The organism is Microbacterium sp. I2 (assembly GCF_051364985.1).
Taxonomy (GTDB): Bacteria; Actinomycetota; Actinomycetes; order Actinomycetales; family Microbacteriaceae; genus Microbacterium.
In genome coordinates this window covers 105,303-121,089 of the sequence record NZ_JBLWIH010000019.1, presented here as the reverse complement: position 1 = coordinate 121,089, position 15,787 = coordinate 105,303, and the positions used below count along the sequence as shown (strand labels likewise).

Genomic DNA, 15,787 nt, shown 5'->3' with positions numbered 1-15,787 from the left:
ACTGGGGAGGAAGCGGCCCGGGCCTACTGCGGAGCGCCCTGCTGCGTGGCGAGCACCACGACGCCGGTCGCGGTGGGCTGCCACGTGGTGCCTCGCCGCACGTACAGTGTGCCGTCGGCCGCACGCAGGCGCAGGCTCGAGACGCCGCTGCCGCCGGCGATCGACGTCATCCCGGCGGGCGCGTTCGTCGTGGTCGTCGGACCGCCGACCACCTGCTCAAGCACGATCGAGTCCTCTTCGCCCATGGCCAGTACCCCGATGGTCTGGTCGTCGAGCCATGTCACGCCGAGCGCGGGGCCGCCGACGATCGCGAGCGCGACCGGGGCACCGAGACGGACGGGGATGCCGTCGTCTCGGACGATGCCCGCGACCCACAGCGCGGTGCGTCCGCCGGCCGTCACCGTCGCCGCGATGCGCGTGCCGTCCCGTGAGAGCGACATCGCGCTGATGGCGGTGGCGTCGGGCCACGCATCGGCGACGTCGACGGCGTCGCCCGAAGGCAGGTAGGCGCGCAGCGCCGCCGGCTGCTCGCGCGGCACGCTCCACACGATGTCGAACGGGTCGATCGTGGGGTCGATGAGGCCCGCCCGTGGATCGACCTCCACGAAGTCCGCGCCCTCGGCGCTGAGGCGGGCGACCGTGCCGTTCTGCAGCCGTGCCGCCGCGAAGTCGCGGTTGGGGGCCACTTGCACCGACACCGGCGTCGCCGCCGCGACGGCCTCAGACAGCCCGGGGACCGGGTCGACCTCACCGCCGGTGAGAAAGCCGAAGCCGGCCTCGGTCAGCACGAGCGGCGCACCGGGCACGCGCGTCGAGTGCGTCACCACGGCCTCGGCCGGGATCGGGGTCGCCCCGACGCTCATCACGACGTCGAGCACGCCCGCGGGCGCGAGGCTCGCCTCGAGCTGGGTGAGCATCCGGTTGAGCTGCCGCTGGTCGGCGCCGAGCGCCTGCTCCGACAGCTCGACCTGCGCCACCCCCTCCTCGACGGGGACCGCCGGCACAGCCGTGACATCCTCGGGGAACGCGGAGGTGACGGAATCCACCAGCCACTCGCTCGGCGGCTGGTTGACCAGTGCGAGCGTGATTCTCGCGGGCGCATTGGTGGTGGGGAACCACCGCACGTCGGGCACGAGGTACTCCCCCGTCGGGTCGAAGTACATCACCGAGAAGCGCTGGAACACGCGCGGGAACCGCTCGCGGTCGAGAACGACGCCGTCGGGTGCGGCGGTGATGCGCCACTCGCCGTCCGGCTGCTTGGCGAGACTGAACTGCATTGTCCGCTCCGCGACCTCAGCCCGCTCGTACTCTCCGCGGTCATCGACCGATGCGACCGCGTCCAGGCTGAAGGTGACCCCGCCCTCCTCGTCCTCGGTGTAGGTGCGCTCGGCGAAGACGTCGACCGTCACACTCGCCTCGGGCTGCCACGTGTGCTGCAGTTCGGGGGCGAGGAACTCCCTCGCACGCGCCCAGTCTCCGCCGACGCCGGGACCCGTGCCGGCGTCGATGAACCCTTCCACGATCTGCGCGGGGGTTGCCCCCGGCTGCGGCCGGTTGGGAAGGAACGCCACGTTCCGCGATTCGTCCGCGAAGTCGTCGGGGTCCACTCCGGGCTGGATGGGGCCGCTCGTGGGAAAGCCGGCGCAGGCGGTCAGCGCCGCGGCGCACACCGCGAGAAGAAGCGCCAGGCCGCGGCGCCGTGCCGTCACGGCGCTCACGACGCACCTCCGTGCGGCAGCTCGATCGGCTGGGTCAGCCCCAGTTCCTCCACGGCCGCGATCGAGTCGTCACCGGGGTCCACCGGGATCGGCGATGCTCCGGCCACGGACTCCCCGCGCCGGGGCAGTGTGAGCACGAAGTGCGTGCCGCGCCCGGGCTCGGACCATACAGCCAGCTCGCCGCCGTGGAGCTTGGCGTCGCCGAGCGCGATCGACAGCCCGAGGCCGGTGCCGCCGATCGTGCGCGTGCGGGACGGGTCGGCACGCCAGAAGCGATCGAAGACGCGCTCCACGTCTTCGGGCTTCATGCCGAGACCGTAGTCGCGCACGCCGATCGCGACCGCCTGCTGATTGCTGTCGACGGTCACGACGATGGGGCGCCCCTCCCCGTGCTCGATCGCGTTTCCGAGCAGATTGCGAACGACCCGGCGGACGCGGCGGGGGTCCATGTCGACCGGCGAATAGCCCCCCGGCGCGACCAGGCGCACGTCGCTGCCGTGCTGGTCGGCGAGCTGCTGCATCGACCCGATGACGTCCTCCGCGAGGTGGGCGAGGCTCGTCGGCTCGCGGTCGAGCTGCACGGATCCCGCGTCGTACCGGCTGATCTCGAGCAGGTCGGTGAGCAGCAGCTCGAACCGCTGCACCTGGTTGTTCAGCAGTTCGGCCGCGCGCGCGGTGGCGGGGTCGAACTCGTCGCGCTGATCGTTGATCATGTCGGCCGCCAGCCGGATCGTGGTCAGGGGAGTGCGCAGCTCGTGGGAGACGTCCGAGACGAAGCGCTGCTGCACGAGCGACAGCTCGGCGAGTTCCTTGATCTGCGACTCGATGCTGTCGGCCATGGCGTTGAACGAGCGCCCGAGCGTCGCGAGCTCATCCTCGCCGCGCACGGGAAGACGCACGCCGAGCTCGCCGGCGGCGAGCTGGGCACTGGTGTCGGCGGCCTCGCTGATCGGCAGCGTCAGCGAGCGCAGCACGAACCAGGCGACGCCGCCGATCAGCAGCACCAGCCCGATTCCCACCACCCACAGCGTGCCCTGCACGAAGCCGAGCGTCTGCGGCGCGTTGGCGAGGTCGTAGCCGAGGTACAGCTCGTACGACGCGACCCCGGGCACCGACAGTTGCTGGCCGACCATGATCCCGGGAGTGGTCCCGCCTGCTGCCGTCGGCAGCGCCACCGACTGCCAGATCTGCCGGTCCGGGTTGTCTCGCACGGCCTCGCGCAAGGCATCGCTCACGACGTCGTCGATCGGCTCGTAGCTCGTGAAGTCCTGGGGCGCGTTGGGCACCGGCGGGCCGATGCGCAACGCCGCGAGGAGGCTGCTGGATGACTCGTTGTTGAGGGTGGAGTATGCCAGCGTCATGACGTTCTGCAGCTGCACGCCGTCGGTCTGAACTGCAGCGTTCAGCCTCTCCTGTGCCGATGACCGCGCCTGGGCCGCATCGACCAGCACTTGATCCCGCCGCGAGCCGAACAGGTCGTTCTGGATCGCCAGCGCCATCCACACGCACGCGACGGCGACGGCGAGCGCCGTCAATCCCAGGGTCACCAGCAGCGTGCGGAAGCGCAGCGATCGCCGCCACAGGGTGGCGATGTTGCCCGGCCATGCGCGCCACAGCCGCCAGCCCTTCAGCGGCGTCCGGGTCGCCGTGACCCCCGTGATCGGGGCTGTCACGGGATCCTCACACCACGGCGCCGGCGCGGTACCCGACGCCGCGCACCGTCGTCACGATCCGGGGATTGTCCGGATCCTGCTCGACCTTGGCCCGCAGCCGCTGCACGTGCACGTTCACCAGGCGGGTGTCGGCCTTGTAGTGGTAGCCCCACACCTGCTCGAGCAGCATCTCGCGCGAGAACACCTGCTGCGGCTTGGAGGCGAGGGCGACGAGCAGCTCGAACTCGAGCGGGGTCAGCGCGATCGGGGAATCGTCGCGACGCACCTCGTGCGCGGCGACGTCCACGGTGAGGTCGCCGATGCGCAGCGTGTCGTTGCCCTGCGGCGTCGACGGCCGCAGCCGCGTCCGGATGCGCGCCACCAGTTCCTTCGGGTTGAACGGCTTGACGATGTAGTCGTCGGCACCGGACTCCAGACCCTTCACCACGTCGGCGGTGTCGGTTCGGGCAGTGAGCATGATGATCGGGATGCCGGACTCGGCGCGGATGCGCGTGCAGATCTCGATGCCGTCCATGCCGGGCAGCATGAGGTCGAGCAGGATCAGATCGGGCTTCTCGTCGCGCCACGCGTCGACGGCCTGCATACCGTCCGAGCAGAACACGGGCTCGAATCCCTCGGTGCGCAGCACGATGCCGATCATCTCGGCGAGGGCGGTGTCGTCGTCGACCACCAGAATGCGTGATGTCATCGCGCGCGTTCGTTCCTTTACGTCCTGGCACGGGGCCACGGCACGCGCCGTCCCCATGCGCTCCCCACAGAGTAGTCGACGGCGCCTGAGCGCAGGCCGAGCACAGGCCGTGATCGGGCCGAACAGCCGGGGCGGGGCATCCATCCGATGTGAAACGATAGGGGTCCGGCCCGCCCTGGACTCCGCTTCGCGGACGTACGAGGGCCTGACGGAGAGGGGAAGACCGTGACCGCGTACCCGGCCTGGACGCCGGCATCCCGCCCCGGCATCATCCCGCTTCACCCGCTGACGTTCGGCACGATCCTCGGCCGCTCGTTCGCGGCGCTCCGCCAGAATCCGCGCGTGCTGCTCGGGTTCGCACTGATCGTGCAGACCCTCGCCTATCTCGTCGTCCTCGCGGCCGTCCTGGGCGTGTCGTTCGCGTCGTTCTCGCGGCTGGACACCCTGCAAGCCGGGACCGACGAGTACGAGACGGTGCTCGCCGGCTCGATCGCCCTCACCGCGGTGACCGGCATCGTCCTGGGCCTGGCCGCCGGTGCGCTCAGCGTGATCGTGCAGGGCATCGTGGTGGTCGAGGTGACGCACGCCGCCGTCGCCGAGAAGCTCACGCTCGGTCAGCTGTGGCGCCAGATCAAGCCGATCGTATGGCGGCTCATCGGCTACTCGGTGCTCGTGATCCTGGCGGTCATCGCCGTCATCGTGCTCGTCGTCCTCGGCATGATCGGCATCGCGATCGTCGCACCGCCGGCGGCGATCGTCCTCACGATCCTGCTGATCCTCGCGGCCATCCCACTGACGTGGTGGCTCATGATCAAGCTGCTGCTCGCCCCGGCCACGATCATCGTCGAGCACGCCACGATCCTCCAGGCCCTCAAGCGCTCGTGGGCGCTCACGCGTGGCCGGTTCTGGCCCGCTCTCGGCATCATCCTGGTGATCTCGGTGATCTTCGGCGCGGTCGCGCAGGTCGTCAGCATTCCGCTCGGGTTCCTCTCGATGGGGCTGACCACCGTGATCGCGCCGACCGGCGATCCCGAGCCCAGTGCCATCATCGCGATCCTCGCGACGGGTCTGCTCACGCAGGTGCTCACGCTGCTGCTGCAGTCGGTCGCGATCGTCGTTCAATCCACGGCGACGGCCATCATCTACATCGACTGCCGCATGCGCCGTGAGGGGCTCGACCTCGATCTGCTCGCGTACGTGGAGAAGCGGGATGCCGGAACCGGCCCGCTCGACGACCCGTACCGCGAGCACGTCGGCCGGGTCATGGCGCCCCGCGGATGGCCCGCCGGCGCGTACCCCGGTCCCGCTGCATATCCCGGCCAGCCGTACCCCACCCAAGGCGCCTACCCGTCGCAGCAGGGATACCCCGGCGGACTCCCCGGCCCGCAGGGCTACCCGGGGCAGCCGGCGTATCCGGCCCAGGGCGCCTATGCCGCGCAGGGTGCATACGCGGGACGGCCGGCGCAGCCGGCCCACGCCGCGCAGCCGCCCTACGCGCAGCAGGCGCCGGCGCAGTACGCCGGTCCGCAGGCACCCGCACGCCAGGCGCCCGCGCCGCAGCCGCCGGCCCCGCAGACTCCTCCGCCCGCAGCATCCGATCCCGCCGAGCAGACGCCCTCGCCCGCGGCATCCGATCCTGTCGATCAGCCGCCGTCGCCCACGACCTGGGCGGCACCCGGAGCTGCCACCGACGCTACCGACCGAGAGTCGCCGTGGGCGTGACCACCCTCGCGCGCGGCATCGTGCGCGGGATCGCGCATCGCGCCGACGGTGCGCCGCCGCTCACGCCCGACGGCGATGAGGGGCGCGAGTGGGCCGAGACCGAGTTGTCGGACCCGGTCTACGACATCGCCGAGCCCACCCCGTTCGATCGCATCGCCCGCGCCATCGGCGACTTCATCGCATCGCTGCTCTCGCCTGACGTCTCGGGCGGCTGGGCGTCGGCGTTCGCCGTGGTCGCCGCCATCGTCGTGGTAGGGGTCATCGTCGCGGCCTTCCTGGTGTGGGGAATGCCGCGCGCGACCCGGCGCGCGGCGCGATCGGCACCGCTGCTGTTCGGCGAGAGCGAGCATCGATCGGCGAGCGAGCTCCGCGCGGCCGCCGCGACTCACGCGCGCGCCGGCGAGTGGGAGGCGGCGGTCGTGCTGCGCTTCCGCGCACTGGCGCGCGGCTGCCTCGAGCGCGGCGTCGTCGATCCACCACCGGGAGCCACCGTCCACGCGTTCGCGCGAGCCGCTGCGGGCGTCTTCCCGCAGCAGGCCGCACGGCTCGAGAAGGCGGCGGTGGCGTTCGACGACGTCCGCTACCTGCGTCGTCCCGGCACCGCCGAGCTCTACCGGCTGGTCGCCGACGTCGACGACGCGGTGGCCGCCGCGCGACCGGCCGCACGGGAACCCCAGGAGGCGATCTCGTGACCGCGGCCGCACCCGCCGCGGTCGCGCCCGCCGCCCCTCGCCGCGGCCGGCGGGCCGCGGCATGGATCGCGATCGCCGTCGCGCTGCTGGTGATCGGCGGCGCCGGGGCGGCGATCACGGCGGCGAACGAATGGGCGGCCCGCGGCGCGCTCGACCCCGCGTCCGCGGGACCGGCAGGCACACGGGCGATCGCCGAGATCTTGCGCGACAACGGCGTCGAGGTCGAGATCGCGCGGAATCGGGATGCCGCGGCGCGAGCGCTCGCCGACGGCGACGCGACGCTGGTCCTGCCCGACACACCCGCCCTGTCGGACGACGCCGTCGAGACCCTGGCCTCCGGCGCGCGGGATGTCGTGCTGATCGATCCCCGCGCACGCACCCTCGACCTCTTCCTGCCCGGCACGAGCCCGGCCGGGGTGGCACCGCCCGGGACGGTCGTGCCGGCCTGCGACGTGCCCGATGCCGAGCGCTCCGGCGCGATCGAGCCGGGCTCCCTCTTCGCGGTCGACGATGCTGCCGGGGTGACCGCGTGCTATCCGGTGGACGGGGCCTACGGACTCGTCGTCGGCACCCACGGCGACCGCCGGCTCGCGGCCGTCGACGGTCGCGCGCTGTTCTCGAACGAGAGCCTCGCCCAGCACGGCAACGCCGCGCTCGCGGCCAACCTCATGGGGCGGCATCCGCTCGTCGTCTGGTACGTGCCGGGACCCGGCGACACCGACCTCGAGAACGCCGACCCCTCGCTCGGCGAGCTCACACCGCCGTGGGTGAGTCCGGTGATGGTGCTGCTGCTGATCGCCGGCGTCGCGGCGGCGATCTGGCGCGGCCGGCGCTTCGGCCCGCTCGTGGCCGAGCGACTGCCGGTGATGGTGCGCGTCTCGGAGACGACCGAGGGTCGCGCGCGCCTGTACGCCCGCTCCCGCGATGCGGTCCACGCCGCGGACCAGCTGCGGATCGGCGCCCTCGAGCGGCTCGCGCGCCTGCTCGGTCTCGGCCCGGGAGCGTCGGCGCCCGAGATCGCCGACGCCGCTGCAGGACGCACCGGGCTGGATCGGGGCGCGGTGCGCGGCATCCTGATCGACGAACTCCCACGCAGCGACGCCGACCTCGTCGAGCTGAGCTCCCGCCTCCGACACCTCGAGGACGCCGTGCACGCGGCCGTCCGCCCGGAAAGGAATCCGAGATGACCGACACCTCCCCCGCGACGACCGTCGCGCCCGATGACGCCGCGCTGCGCGAGGCGATGAACCGCGTGCGCGTCGAGGTCGGCAAGGCGGTCATCGGCCAGGACGGCACGGTGACGGGGCTGCTCATCGCCCTGCTCGCGCGCGGCCACGTCCTGCTCGAGGGCGTCCCCGGCGTCGCCAAGACACTTCTCGTACGAGCGTTCAGCACGGCGCTCGGACTGGACACCAAGCGAGTGCAGTTCACGCCCGACCTGATGCCCGGCGACGTATCGGGATCGCTCGTCTACGACGCCAAGACCGGGGAGTTCGAGTTCCGCGAGGGCCCCGTGTTCACGAACGTCGTGCTGGCCGACGAGATCAACCGCACACCCCCCAAGACCCAGGCGGCGCTCCTGGAGGCCATGGAGGAGCGCCAGGTCTCGTCCGACGGCGTCACACGTCCCCTTCCCGATCCGTTCCTCGTCGCGGCGACCCAGAACCCGATCGAGCACGAGGGCACGTACACCCTCCCCGAGGCGCAGCTGGACCGGTTCCTTCTCAAGCTCGTCGTCGAGGTTCCCGCGCGAGATGCCGAACTCGCGGTGCTGCGTCGCCACGCGAGCGGCTTCGACCCGCGCGACCTCGCCGCCGCGGGACTCACGCGGGCGGCGACGGCCGACGAGATCCGTGCCGCGCAGCGGGCGGCGGCATCCGTCACCGTCTCGGACGACGTGCTCGGCTACGTCGTCGATCTCGCGCAGGCCACACGGCGCAGCCCATCGGTGCAGCTCGGCGTCAGCCCGCGCGCGGCCACGGCGCTGCTGGCGGCTTCGAAGGCGTGGGCGTGGCTCGGCGGATACCCCGCCATCACGCCCGACCACGTCCAGACGATGCTCGTGCCCACGTGGCGCCACCGCATCCGCCTGCGCACCGACGCCGAGCTCGAGGGCGTCTCGGTGGACGCCGTGCTCGGCTCGGTGCTGCAGCAGACCCGCGTCCCCATCTGAGCTCGATGTACCTCACCGGCCGCCTCCCGCTCCTCGTCGCCCTCGGCGCCGTGCCCGTCGCGCTGCTCTCGATCGCGGGCGTGAACGCATGGCTCAGCGCGGCGGCATGGGTGCTGGCGTGCACGGCCGCGGCGCTGGCCGACGTCGCGGCCGCGCCAGATCCGCGCCGAGTCGCCGTCGAGAGGCGCATGCCGCGCCGCGTGCTGCTCGGGCAGTCCGTCGCCGCCGAGGTCGTGCTCCGCAACGACGGAACGCGCACGGTCCGGGGGCGGTTCCGCGACGCCTGGCAGCCGACCGCAGGCGCCCTCGGCGACCACCCCGCGATCGTCATCCCACCGGGCGAGAGCCGGACCTTCGGCATCCCGCTCGTCCCCCGCCGCCGTGGCGAGCTCGCCAGCCGCTTCGTCGTGGTGCGCTCCGACGGACCCCTGCGTCTCGCGGGGCGTCAGGCGCGCATCGACGCCCCGGGCACGATTCGCGTGCTGCCGCCGTTCACGGCGCGACGCCACCTTCCCTCACGCCTCGCTCGCCTGCGTGAGCTGGACGGGAACACCAGCGTGCAAGTGCGCGGGCAGGGCACCGAGTTCGACAGTCTGCGCGAGTACGTCCGCGGCGACGACGTGCGCTCGATCGACTGGCGCGCGACGGCGCGCGCGGGCACCACGATGCTGCGCACGTGGCGCCCCGAGCGCGACCGCCACGTGGTGATCGTGATCGACACCGGGCGCACCGCCGCTGCCCGCGTCGGCGACGGGGTGCGGATGGATGCCGCGATGGAGGCGGCGCTGCTGCTCGCCGCCCTCGCGGCGCGCGCGGGCGACCACGTGCACCTGCTCATGTTCGACCGGGTCGTTCGGGCGCGCGTGACTCGGGTGGACGGCCCCGGCCTGCTCCCGGCACTCGTCGATGCGATGGCGCCGGTCGAGCCGCAGCTGATCGACACGGACTGGGACGCCGCATTCGCCCAGCTGAGCACGCTGGCCTCGCGACCCTCGCTCGTCGTGCTGATGACCGCGCAGGATGCCGCCGAGGCCGCACGCGGCTTCCTCGGCTCGCTTCCGGCGCTCACGCAGCGTGCCCACGTGCTGGTCGGCACCGTGACCGACGAGCGGCCGCCGACGCCCGAGCGGCCGGATGCGGCGGACGTCTACCACGCCGCCGCCGTCGAGCGCTCGGCACGCGACGCCGCCGTCGTCGCGGCGGCCATCGGCCGGGCGGGTGCCGAGGCGATCGCCGACACGCCGGACGCGCTGCCCCCGAAGATCGCGGACCGCTACCTCGCGCTCAAGGCGGCCGGGCGACTCTGAGGGCCGGTGGCGGCGGCCGGCGGACGAATGCCTGAACAGCAGGTGAAACCTCACGCCCGACCGATGTAATGCGCGGACACTCCGCACGCGTTTCCTGGGAATCGGCTGTACATGCCGATACTCTCGCGACGAGGAAAGGAGTCCGCCATGTCGGATACCAACATCCTGCCGAGCACGGCGACCAAGCTCGTGGCCGAGGCAGTGGGTACGTTTCTGCTCGTGTTCGGGGGCGTGGGCACCGCGCTGTTCGCCGCCACGTTCCCTGCCGGGTCGGAGGGGAACCCGCTCGGCGTCGGCTTCGTCGGCGTCGCGCTCGCCTTCGGTCTCACCGTCCTGGTGGGCGCGTACGCGTGGGGCCCCGTCTCGGGCGGCCACTTCAACCCGGCCATCACCCTGGGCCTTGCGGCATCCGGTCGCTTCGCCTGGAAGGACAGCGTCGGCTACATCATCGCCCAGCTGATCGGCGGCGCGCTGGCCACCACGGTCATCGTGCTCATCGGCCTGTTCGGTCCCGGTGACTGGCTGGCGACCGCGCAGGACGGCGGATTCGCGTCGAACGGCTTCGGCGAGCTGTCGCCCGGCGGATTCGGCCTCGGCGCCGCGATCGTCGCCGAGATCCTGCTGACCGCGGTCTTCGTTCTCATCATCCTCGGCGTCACGCACCCGTCGCGCGGCACCGCCGCGCTGGCCCCGCTGGCGATCGGTCTGACGCTGACCCTCATCCACCTCATCTCGATCCCGATCGACAACACGTCGGTCAACCCGGCCCGTTCGATCGCCGCGGCGATCTACGGCGGGGTGGGACCGCTGTCGCAGGTGTGGGTGTTCATCGTGTTCCCGATCATCGGCGGCATCCTCGGTGGCATCCTTCACCGTGCACTGTTCGAGCCGAAGGGCTCGGTGCCGCCGGCCCGCGCCGAGGCGCGCGTCCCCGACGCCCGCTGATCCCAGGTCAACGCAGAACGGCCCGCCCCGATTTCGGGGCGGGCCGCTCTGGTTGTCACCGGCGCTGGATCAGACCAGGTCGAAGCGGTCGAGCTCGGTGACTTTGCCCCACGCCTGGACGAAGTCGCGCACGAACTTCTCGTTCGCGTCGTCGCTCGCGTAGACCTCGGCGAGGGCGCGCAGCTCCGAGTTCGAGCCGAACAGGAGGTCGACGCGCGTGCCGCGGCCGAAGACCTCTCCGCTGCCGTCGACGGTCGCCTCGAACGCCTGCGAGCCCGGGTCGAGGGGCTTCCACGTCTTGCCGAGATCGAGCAGGTTCACGAAGAAGTCGTTCGTGAGCACGCCGGGGCGGTCGGTGAAGACGCCGTACTGCGCGCCGTCCCAGTTCGCACCGAGCACGCGCAGGCCGCCGACGAGCACCGTCATCTCCGGCGCGCTGAGCGTCAGCAGGTTCGCCTTGTCGATCAGGTGGTGCTCCTGCGGCAGGTACGCCTTCGGGCCGTAGTAGTTGCGGAAGCCGTCGGCGACCGGCTCGAGGAAGTGGAACGACTCGACGTCGGTCTGCTCCTGCGTGGCATCCGTGCGGCCGGGGTGGAAAGCCACCTCGACGTCGACGCCGGCGGCCTTGGCCGCCTGCTCGACCGCGGCGTTGCCCGCGAGCACGATGAGGTCGGCCAGCGACACCTTCTTGCCGTCGGTGCGACCCTCGTTGAACGACGCCTGAATGCCCTCCAGGGCCGACAGCACCGTCGCCAGCTCGGTGGGACGGTTGACCTGCCAGTCCTTCTGGGGCTCGAGGCGGATGCGGGCACCGTTGACGCCGCCGCGCTTGTCGCTACCGCGGAACGTGGATGCCGCAGCCCACGTGGTCGAGACGAGCTGGGCCGTCGTGAGCCCGGCGCTGAGGATCTGCGCCTTGAGGGCTGCCGTGTCGTCGGCGTCGATCAGCTCGTGGTCGACCGCGGGCACGCGGTCCTGCCAGATGAGCTCCTCCTGCGGCACCTCGGGGCCGAGGTAGCGCTCGATCGGGCCCATGTCGCGGTGCGTCAGCTTGAACCAGGCGCGGGCGAACGCGTCGGCGAACTCCTCCGGGTTCTCGAGGAAGCGCCGCGTGATCCTGGCGTACTCGGGATCGGTGCGCAGCGCGATGTCGCTCGTCAGCATGCGGGGCTCACGGCGCTTGGACGAGTCGTGCGCGAACGGCACCATGTCGGCGCCGGCGCCGTGCTTCGGCCGCCACTGGTGACCGCCGGCGGGGCTCTCCATGAGTTCCCATTCGTACGCGTACAGGATGTGCAGGAACTCGTTGTCCCAGCGCGTCGGGTGGTAGGTCCACGTCACCTCGAGGCCCGACGTGATGGTGTCATCGCCCTTGCCGGAGGCATGGTTGTTCTTCCATCCCAGACCCTGCTGCTCGAGACCGGCGGCCTCGGGGTTGTCCTCGATGTTGGTGTCGGGGGCGGCGCCGTGGGTCTTGCCGAAGGTGTGGCCACCGGCGATCAGCGCGACGGTCTCCTCGTCGTTCATCGCCATGCGGCCGAACGTCTCGCGGATGTCACGCGCCGAGGCGAGCGGATCGGGGTTGCCGTTGGGCCCCTCGGGGTTGACGTAGATGAGGCCCATCTGAACCGCAGCCAGCGGCTTCTCGAGGTCTCGGTCGCCGGAGTAGCGGTCGTCGCCGAGCCACTCGGTCTCGGGACCCCAGTAGACGTCGTCGTCCGGCTCCCACACGTCGGCGCGGCCGCCGCCGAAGCCGAGGGACTTGAAGCCCATCGACTCGAGCGCGACGTTGCCGGCGAGGATCATGAGGTCGGCCCACGACAGGCTCTGGCCGTACTTCTTCTTGACGGGCCACAGGACGCGGCGCGCCTTGTCGAGGTTGACATTGTCGGGCCAGCTGTTCAGCGGCGCGAAGCGCTGCTGGCCCGCACCGCCGCCGCCGCGACCGTCGGTGATGCGGTACGTGCCGGCGCTGTGCCACGCCATGCGGATGATCAGCGGACCGTAGTGACCGAAGTCGGCGGGCCACCACGGCTGCGACGTGGTGAGCGTGGACTCGATGTCCTTCTTCACCTCGGCGAGGTCGAGCGACTCGAACGCGGCCTTGTAGTCGAAGTCCTCGCCGAGCGGGTTGGCGACCGCCGGGTTCTTCGCGAGGATCTTGAGGTTCAGCTGGTTCGGCCACCACACACGGTTGGCGCTGCCCGTGGTCGGGTGAGGCTGGCCGCCGTGGATGACCGGGCAGGCGTCCGCTTCGTTGGGCCGCGGCCGGGTCTCGCCGTCGGCACGCTCGTCGACGGGCGTGTCGATCGGCGTGACCGCCTGGTCGGCGCCGCTCGCCTCGTCGCCGATCTCGGGGATCGCCTGGTTGCTGTCAGTCATGTCGTCCTTCCTTGACAGATGGTCGGGGGTCTTCGGAACTCAGGAGGAGGGGCCGGATGCCACGGCTGCGGATGCTCTGCACGGTGCGCACACACCCCAGAACGTCACTTCGGCGGAGTGCACGACGAAACCGTGCGCATCGGACGGCGTCAGACACGGGGCATCCCCCACCACGCAGTCCACGTCCACGACGGCACCGCACTCCGAGCACACCAGGTGGTGATGGTTGTCGTCGACACGCAGTTCGAACAGGCCGGGGCGGCCGGCCGGCTCGATGCGGCGCACCAGGCCGGCGTCGACGAAGTCGCCGAGCGCGTTGTACACCGACTGCAGGCTGGTGCCCGGAACCGTGCGCGCGACGACCTCGAACAGCTCGTCGGCGCTGGAGTGGGGCCGCATGCCGAGCGCGTCCACGACCGCACGCCGGGGCTCGGTGACCCGCAGTCCCGCCCCGCGCAGCCGCTCCGCCGCGTCGGCGCTGTGCGCATCGATCGCCGGGCTGCTCGTCATGCCTCCAGCCTACCGCGTTGTTTTGAGTCACTCAAAACAACAATGCGGCATCGGACTGATGAACGAGACGCGACGGATGCCGTAGGCCCAGCCCGCGGACGAGGGGCTAGCCCGCGACGAGAGTCGGAGTGCCGGCCTCGTACTCGGTGAGGTCGCCGGTTTCGCCCAGCCGGTGGGCGCGGCGGCCGACGATGAGCATGTACGCCAGGAACAGCCCGAGCGCTGCTGCTCCGATCCCGATCTTGAGCGGCCACGGCCAGGGCTGGGCGGTCACGAAGCCCTCGATCAGGCCCGAGACTCCGAGGGCGATCACGAGGCCGATCGCGATCGTCGCGAGCGAGCGCCCCGCTGCCGCGAGCGCCTCGCCGCGCGTGCGCGGTCCTGGCGCCACCCACGCCCAGAAGATCTGCAGGCCCGCGGCGCCCGCCACGAAGATGCTCGTCAGCTCGAGCAGGCCGTGCGGAAGGATGTAGAGCACGAACACGTCGGCACGGTCGAACGCCGCCATGACGGCCGCCGCTGTCCCCACGCCCATCGCGTTCTGGACCAGCACCATGAGCGGCCAGATGCCGGTCACCCCGAAGAGCACGCATTGCGCGGCGATCCAGGCGTTGTTCGTCCACACCGTGCCGGCGAACACGGCGGCCGGGTTCTCGCTGTAGTAGTCGGTGAACTCGTTCTCGGCGTACTGCTCGAGCTGTGCGCGGCTGCCCATGCTGGCCACGAGCGCCGGGTCTCCCGACACCCACAGCGCCACCACGGTGGCGACGGCGACGAACCCGAGCGCGATCGCCAACGTCAGCCAGCGCACGCGGTAGAGCGCGGCGGGCAGCTGCAGCACGAAGAACCGCGGGATCTGCCGCAGGACGTTCTCGGGGGCGCCGGTCAGGCGCAGCCGAGCCCGCGCGAGCATCGTCGAGACATGGTCGCCCTGCACGCTGCGCCCGATCGACGTCTTGGCATCGGCGAGGTCGGCCGACGCGGCCCGATACCGGGCGACCAGTTCGTCGACCTCGGCGCCCGACAGGTGCCGCGAGCGGCTCAGTTCGTCCAGGCGCGCCCACTCCGCTCGGCGAGCGGCGGTGAGGGCGTCGAGGTCCATGCGATTAACTGTAGCCATGGCCACTGATCGCCCCGCCATCGTCGACATCCATCAGGACGAGGTGCTCACCGGCGAAGCCGTCGCCCTCGACGTCCAGCCGCTCGGGTTCTTCATGCGTGCCCTGGGCGTGTTCATCGACATGCTTCTCGGGGTCGGGCTGATCCTGCTGTTCGTCCTCGTGACCACGTGGCTGATCGGCCTGGGGGCGGTCGACGGCGCGGTGTTCCCGATCCTCACCATCGTGGTCCTCGTGCTCGTGACGGTGGTGATCCCGACCGTCGTCGAGACCACGACCCACGGCCGCAGCCTCGGCAAGCTCGCCGTCGGCGGGCGCATCGTCCGCACCGACGGCGGTGCCGCCGGCTTCCGCCACGCGTTCATCCGCGCCCTCGTCGGCGTGTTCGAGCTGTGGTTCACACTCGGGGCCGTCGCCGCGCTCGTGGGCGCCTTCACGCCGCGGTCGCAGCGGCTCGGCGATCTGCTGGCGGGCACCTATTCCGAGCGCACTCGCACGCCGAAGCTCCCCGATCCCGCGCTCGGGGTGCCGCCGATGCTCGTCGAGTGGGCCGCGGTGGCCGATGTCGCGCGCCTGCCGGAGCGGTTGTCGCGACGTCTCGCGCAGTTCGCACGGTCGGCGGCGAACATGGAGCCGTCGGCACGCGCCCGGGTCGCGGCATCCCTCGCCCGTGAAGCGGCCGAGCACGTCTCACCGGTGCCCGCCGTCGATCCTGAGACGTTCCTCGTCGCGGTCGTCGCGGTGCGCCGCGAGCGCGAACTGCGCGCGCTGCAGCTCGAGGCCGCCCGCGCCGACGCGCTCACCGCCGCCGTCTCGGCCGCGCCGCGCGGGTTCCCCGAGCGCTGACGCCTCGGGCCGC

13 protein-coding genes are annotated in these 15,787 nt (G+C 71.7%); 7 read left to right on the top strand and 6 right to left on the bottom strand.

Translation table 11 applies throughout. The features are described from left to right. Positions 1–23: 23 nt before the first annotated feature. The 3 genes from ACLKM7_RS14175 to mtrA are packed head-to-tail and all read right to left on the bottom strand — an operon-like array spanning position 24 to position 4,079. Positions 24–1,718, bottom strand: a complete 1,695-nt coding sequence (locus tag ACLKM7_RS14175; protein WP_436447806.1) for a GerMN domain-containing protein — start codon at positions 1,716–1,718, stop codon at positions 24–26. Continuing rightward, positions 1,715–3,391, bottom strand: a complete 1,677-nt coding sequence (gene mtrB, locus ACLKM7_RS14170; RefSeq protein ID WP_436447805.1) for an MtrAB system histidine kinase MtrB — start codon at positions 3,389–3,391, stop codon at positions 1,715–1,717. Before mtrB ends, ACLKM7_RS14175 begins: the two co-directional genes overlap by 4 nt. 7 nt (positions 3,392–3,398) lie before the next feature. After that, positions 3,399–4,079: an MtrAB system response regulator MtrA gene (mtrA, locus tag ACLKM7_RS14165; RefSeq protein WP_436447804.1), complete on the bottom strand. Its 681-nt coding sequence runs from the start codon at positions 4,077–4,079 to the stop codon at positions 3,399–3,401. Between the two features lie 225 nt (positions 4,080–4,304). Between mtrA and ACLKM7_RS14160 the strand changes: the two genes are divergently transcribed. The 6 genes from ACLKM7_RS14160 (at position 4,305) to aqpZ (ending at position 10,918) form a co-directional block, all read left to right on the top strand. Then, positions 4,305–5,801: a glycerophosphoryl diester phosphodiesterase membrane domain-containing protein gene (locus ACLKM7_RS14160; RefSeq protein WP_436447803.1), complete on the top strand. Its 1,497-nt coding sequence runs from the start codon at positions 4,305–4,307 to the stop codon at positions 5,799–5,801. Then, a complete protein-coding gene (locus tag ACLKM7_RS14155; RefSeq protein WP_436447802.1) occupies positions 5,792–6,493 on the top strand; it encodes a DUF4129 domain-containing protein in 702 nt (233 codons plus the stop codon). Before ACLKM7_RS14160 ends, ACLKM7_RS14155 begins: the two co-directional genes overlap by 10 nt. Beyond that, the gene (locus ACLKM7_RS14150) at positions 6,490–7,680 is read left to right on the top strand and encodes a DUF4350 domain-containing protein (RefSeq protein ID WP_436447801.1); all 1,191 of its coding nucleotides are present in this window, start codon (positions 6,490–6,492) and stop codon (positions 7,678–7,680) included. Before ACLKM7_RS14155 ends, ACLKM7_RS14150 begins: the two co-directional genes overlap by 4 nt. After that, entirely contained in the window at positions 7,677–8,666 is a 990-nt protein-coding gene (locus ACLKM7_RS14145) for an AAA family ATPase (protein WP_436447800.1), read from the top strand. The genes ACLKM7_RS14150 and ACLKM7_RS14145 overlap by 4 nt, the downstream gene beginning before the upstream one ends. A gap of 5 nt (positions 8,667–8,671) precedes the next feature. After that, complete coding sequence (locus tag ACLKM7_RS14140) at positions 8,672–9,973, top strand: DUF58 domain-containing protein (RefSeq protein ID WP_436447799.1); 1,302 nt, start codon at positions 8,672–8,674, stop codon at positions 9,971–9,973. Between the two features lie 147 nt (positions 9,974–10,120). Next, positions 10,121–10,918, top strand: coding sequence for an aquaporin Z (aqpZ, locus tag ACLKM7_RS14135; protein ID WP_436447798.1), 798 nt, complete (start codon positions 10,121–10,123; stop codon positions 10,916–10,918). 69 nt (positions 10,919–10,987) lie between these two features. On the opposite strand, the gene katG is transcribed toward aqpZ, so the two are convergent. The 3 genes from katG to ACLKM7_RS14120 all read right to left on the bottom strand — a co-directional run bounded on the left by katG (position 10,988) and on the right by ACLKM7_RS14120 (position 14,912). Then, positions 10,988–13,300: a catalase/peroxidase HPI gene (gene katG / locus ACLKM7_RS14130; RefSeq protein ID WP_436447797.1), complete on the bottom strand. Its 2,313-nt coding sequence runs from the start codon at positions 13,298–13,300 to the stop codon at positions 10,988–10,990. A 39-nt stretch (positions 13,301–13,339) separates the two neighbouring features. Beyond that, positions 13,340–13,810, bottom strand: coding sequence for a Fur family transcriptional regulator (locus tag ACLKM7_RS14125; protein ID WP_436447796.1), 471 nt, complete (start codon positions 13,808–13,810; stop codon positions 13,340–13,342). A 106-nt stretch (positions 13,811–13,916) separates the two neighbouring features. Then, the gene (locus tag ACLKM7_RS14120; protein ID WP_436447795.1) at positions 13,917–14,912 is read right to left on the bottom strand and encodes a stage II sporulation protein M; all 996 of its coding nucleotides are present in this window, start codon (positions 14,910–14,912) and stop codon (positions 13,917–13,919) included. 16 nt (positions 14,913–14,928) lie between these two features. Here ACLKM7_RS14120 and ACLKM7_RS14115 point away from each other — a divergent pair, with 16 nt between their 5' ends. Further along, on the top strand, positions 14,929–15,774 hold the full coding sequence (locus ACLKM7_RS14115) for an RDD family protein (RefSeq protein WP_436447794.1): 846 nt from the start codon (positions 14,929–14,931) through the stop codon (positions 15,772–15,774). The last annotated feature ends 13 nt before the right edge of the window (positions 15,775–15,787 follow it).

Bases quoted from the DNA above. Each gene is read 5' to 3' on its own strand.
- aqpZ (WP_436447798.1), top strand. From the start codon at position 10,121: ATGTCGGATACCAACATCCTGCCGAGCACGGCGACCAAGCTCGTGGCC.
- ACLKM7_RS14125 (WP_436447796.1), bottom strand. From the start codon at position 13,810: ATGACGAGCAGCCCGGCGATCGATGCGCACAGCGCCGACGCGGCGGAG.
- mtrA (WP_436447804.1), bottom strand. From the start codon at position 4,079: ATGACATCACGCATTCTGGTGGTCGACGACGACACCGCCCTCGCCGAG.
- ACLKM7_RS14140 (WP_436447799.1), top strand. From the start codon at position 8,672: ATGTACCTCACCGGCCGCCTCCCGCTCCTCGTCGCCCTCGGCGCCGTG.
- katG (WP_436447797.1), bottom strand. From the start codon at position 13,300: ATGACTGACAGCAACCAGGCGATCCCCGAGATCGGCGACGAGGCGAGC.
- ACLKM7_RS14115 (WP_436447794.1), top strand. From the start codon at position 14,929: ATGGCCACTGATCGCCCCGCCATCGTCGACATCCATCAGGACGAGGTG.
- ACLKM7_RS14145 (WP_436447800.1), top strand. From the start codon at position 7,677: ATGACCGACACCTCCCCCGCGACGACCGTCGCGCCCGATGACGCCGCG.
- ACLKM7_RS14120 (WP_436447795.1), bottom strand. From the start codon at position 14,912: ATGGACCTCGACGCCCTCACCGCCGCTCGCCGAGCGGAGTGGGCGCGC.